At 61.1% G+C, this 3,889-nt stretch carries 4 protein-coding genes and 1 pseudogene; 1 reads left to right on the top strand and 4 read right to left on the bottom strand.

Translation table 11 applies throughout. From position 1 onward, the window contains the following. A pseudogene (locus tag HSS18214_RS0103145) lies at positions 1-246 on the bottom strand (gamma-glutamylcyclotransferase family protein); the annotation flags it as partial. 137 nt (positions 247-383) lie between these two features. On the opposite strand from HSS18214_RS0103145, the gene smrA reads away from it, so the two are divergent. After that, complete coding sequence (gene smrA, locus HSS18214_RS0103140) at positions 384-974, top strand: DNA endonuclease SmrA (protein WP_016913852.1); 591 nt, start codon at positions 384-386, stop codon at positions 972-974. Positions 975-1,033: 59 nt separating this feature from the next. Here smrA and HSS18214_RS0103135 read toward each other — a convergent pair whose 3' ends face one another. The 3 genes from HSS18214_RS0103135 to HSS18214_RS0103125 form a co-directional block, all read right to left on the bottom strand. Beyond that, positions 1,034-1,576, bottom strand: coding sequence for a DUF934 domain-containing protein (locus tag HSS18214_RS0103135; RefSeq protein WP_016913851.1), 543 nt, complete (start codon positions 1,574-1,576; stop codon positions 1,034-1,036). After that, positions 1,563-3,221, bottom strand: a complete 1,659-nt coding sequence (locus HSS18214_RS0103130; protein WP_016913850.1) for a nitrite/sulfite reductase — start codon at positions 3,219-3,221, stop codon at positions 1,563-1,565. Before HSS18214_RS0103130 ends, HSS18214_RS0103135 begins: the two co-directional genes overlap by 14 nt. A gap of 138 nt (positions 3,222-3,359) precedes the next feature. After that, on the bottom strand, positions 3,360-3,889 hold a 530-nt coding region (locus HSS18214_RS0103125; protein ID WP_016913849.1), incomplete at its 5' end, for an MATE family efflux transporter.

Here is a 3,889-nt window from a genome sequence, read left to right as displayed (position 1 = left end):
ACCCCTGCGTTCGAAGCCCGGTAGCCGTGCTTCGCTTGGATCGCCGGACGCGCCCATGACCACCCAGCGCACCGGCCAGTAGCGCAGCGTGCCATAGACGAACACCTGGTGCGTGCGCGGTTCGACCTCGGCCACGCTATCGGGGCGTTCATAAAACCAGGGGCTCAGCATGGTCAGCCACAGCCACCCGGCCATGCCGATCAGCAGTAGCCCCATGGCCCACAGCCCGCGCTTGACCCAAACCATGGGCATCACTCCTCAGGTTGCAAATCTCTCAGCTTGAACGGCGTAACGACACAAGACAAGTCTTAAGCAATATCGCGGGGTTTGCTACGATGGTAGAGGGTAGCGTGGCACTCTATAGCTGACGAAAGGAGCCTGATATGAGTCAGTCACTTCGGGATGAGTTGGATTTCCGTTCGCTGGTCGGCGAGGTAACGCCGCTGGCCAAGCGAAACCGTGCCGATACAGGCCCTCGGCGGCAAACGCCCTCCGAGGCGCAGCTGGCCAGACGCGAGAGCGCCGCTCAGCGCTTCGATGAGCGCAATTTTCTGTCCGACGATTTTGTCGATCTGCTGCCTCCCTTCGACCCCATCGAATTTCGCCGCGAGGGAACCCAGCAGGGCGTGGTCGATAAGTTGAAGCACGGCGGTTACAGCGTTCAAGCTCAGCTTCACCTGCTGCGCAGGCCTTTGGCGGAGTGTCGGCGCATGCTGTTTCCGTTCATTCAGGAGGCCTATGCCCACGACTTGCGCTCGGTGCTGATCGTGCATGGGCGTGGCCGCGAGCTGGATAGCCCAGCCAACGTATTACGCTCTTATATCGCCAAGTGGCTGACTCAGTTCGACGAAGTGCAGGCGTATGTCTCCGCCCAGCCGTCGGAGGGTGGGTTGGGCGCCACCTGGGTGATGCTGCGCAAGAGCGATCGCGCCAAGGCCCACAATCGAGAGCGCCAGCAGAAACGGCGCGGCTGAACGCAAAAACGCCGACAGGGGCTGCCCCGGTCGGCGTTTGTTTTAGCGGATGGCCGCGCCTAGTGACTGGCGCTCAAACGCTTCTCGAACAGCGCCTGACGCTCTTCGACGTCCGTCTGGTAGCGAACGCTGAAGGCGTTGAGGGCACGCAGGGCGTCTTCGGGGTGCTGATCATCCCGCAGGGCCATGGTCGAAAACCCGCAGCGGCGCATGTAATCGAGCTGGTCGACCAACACGTCACCGACCGCACGAATTTCCCCCGTGAAGCCGTAACGCTCCCGCAGCAGACGGGCAATGGTGTAACCACGGCCATCGGTAAAGGCAGGAAAATCGACGGCAACGGCAGGTGCTTTATCGAGCGTGCTGGCCAGCTCGGCGTTCAGCTCGGTATCGCTGGCCAGCAGGGGGGCCAGTTCCGCATCTTCCTTGTTTGCCTGCCAGAGCACCAGCGGCACGAACGCAGGGCGCTGCTCGGGCAGCGCGTCGGCATCGTAGGAAACGCACCAGGCATTCTCAGCGGCCAATTCACCGTTGTCGATCAGGTGATCCACGTGCGCCGGCGCCTGTGGCAGCGCTTCGGCTTGAGTGTCATTGCTGGGCATAAACACGCTCCTTGAAGGGTTTCAGGCCAATGCGACGGTAGGTATCCAGGAAGCGCTCATCTTCGTGGCGCTCGGCCACGTACACTTCCAGCACTTTCTCGACCACACCCGGCACGTCTTCGCGGAAGAAGGAGGGGCCGAGAATCTTGCCTAACGAAGCATCATCGGTAGCGTTACCGCCAATCGAGATCTGGTAATACTCTTCGCCTTTCTTGTCGACGCCCAGAATGCCGATATGGCCCACGTGGTGGTGACCACAGGCATTCATGCAGCCAGAGATGTTCAGGTCCAGCGGCCCCAGGTCGTAAAGGAAGTCGAGGTCCTCGAAACGTTCCTGGAGCGCCTGGGCGATGGGGATCGACACCGCATTGGCAAGGCCACAGTAATCACCGCCGGGGCAGCAGATGATATCGTTGAGCGTGCCTACCGTGGGGTTGGCCATGCCCAGCGCGTCCAGCTCGTTCCAGAGTGCTTCGATCTCGTCGACGGGCACGTCCGAAAGCACCAGGTTCTGCTCATGGGTAACACGTACTTCACCGAAGCTGTAACGGTCTGCCAGGTCGGCAACGGCGTCCATCTGGTCGGCGGTCACGTCGCCAGGTGCGTGCTCACGGCGCTTGAGCGATAGCGTCACGGCCTTGTAGCCCGGCACCTTGTGGTCGGTCACGTTGTTGGTGACGAAACGCGCAAAACTGCGGTTTTCACTGCGCAGCTGTTCGTAGGCGTCGATGGCGCTCTCGCTGACAGGGCGGCGCTCGGGCTCCGGGAAGTGCACCTTGGCGGCATCCACGGCGGCCTGGTTCAGCGTTTGTGGGCCATCCTTCAGGTGGGCCCACTCTTCATCGACGCGGCGACGGAACTCTTCGATACCCAGCGCCTTGACCAGGATCTTGATGCGCGCCTTGAACTTGTTGTCGCGGCGGCCAAACTGGTTGTATACCCGCACACAGGCTTCCAGGTAGGTCAGCAGGTGCTGCCAGGGCAGGTCATGGCGGACCACGTCACCAATCATCGGCGTGCGTCCCAGGCCACCGCCTGCCAGTACCGAAATGCGCAGCTCACCTTCGTCGTTACGCCACAGGCGCAGGCCAATATCATGCACCTGAATGGCTGCACGGTCCTGAGCGGCGCCGGTGACGGCGATCTTGAACTTACGCGGCAGGTAAGCGAATTCGGGGTGCAGCGTCGACCATTGGCGAATCAGCTCGCACCAGGGGCGCGGGTCTTCCACTTCATCGTTGGCGATACCCGCAAACTGGTCACTGGTGGTATTACGGATACAGTTGCCGCTGGTCTGGATGGCGTGCATCTGCACCTTGGCAAGTTCTGCCAGGATGTCCGGCACGTCTTCCAGGGCGGGCCAGTTCAGCTGGAGGTTCTGGCGCGTGGTGAAGTGGCCATAGCCGCGGTCGTAGCGACGGGTGATCTCCGCCAGCGCGCGCAGCTGATAGCCCGCCAGCATGCCGTAGGGAATGGCAATGCGCAGCATCGGGGCATGCTTTTGAATGTAGAGCCCGTTCTGCAACCGCAGGGGGCGGAACTCTTCTTCTCCCAAACGCCCTGCGCGGTAGCGTTCCATCTGGTCGCGGAACTGAGCGACGCGCTCATCGACCAGCGTCTGGTCGTGAATATCATAACGGTACATGTGGCACGATCCTGCTAAAAGCGAAATGGTCACGTCGGGACGGACGGTATTGTGCCGCCACCTTAACGCGGGCGTCATATTCTACAAAAGAATATATAATTATCTTTTTATCGTTAAATGCTATTAATGGGTTTGCGCTCAGGCATTGGCCTTGAGGCTATGGGCCAGCCAGCGTCGTCGCTGCCATACCCATAAAAAACTGCCGGAATTGAGCAGCCGGTAGCATAGCTGGCTCAGCCATACGCCGACCAGCCCGTAGCCCATGACGATGCCGACCCACCAGGCCAAGGGCAGAAAAACCAGCCACTGCATGCCCAGCGTCAACAGCATCACGGTACGTTGTGCGCCCGCACCCATCAACGCCTGGGCCAGCACCAGGGCAGCCGCATCCAGCACGATCATCACGGCGGTAATGCGTAGCGGCAGTGTCCCAAGTTCGAGCAGCGCCGGATCCGTAAAAAAGATCCCCAGAATCTGCGCGGGAAACAGCAGCATAGGCAGCGCCAGTATACTCAACATCATGGCCGCGACACGCAGGGCATCCAGCCCCCAGCGGTGTGCCTCGCGCTGGTCGTCACGCCCCAGGGCTTCGCCCACCAGGCTCATGGCGGCCACGCCAATGCCTACACCGGGCAGAATCAGCAGCAGAGAGAGGTTCACCAGCACAT

Source organism: Vreelandella stevensii S18214, assembly GCF_000275725.1.
Lineage (GTDB): Bacteria > Pseudomonadota > Gammaproteobacteria > Pseudomonadales > Halomonadaceae > Vreelandella > Vreelandella stevensii.
The sequence above is the reverse complement of the archived record's forward strand: the minus strand, read 5'-3'. Positions and strand labels throughout refer to the sequence as shown.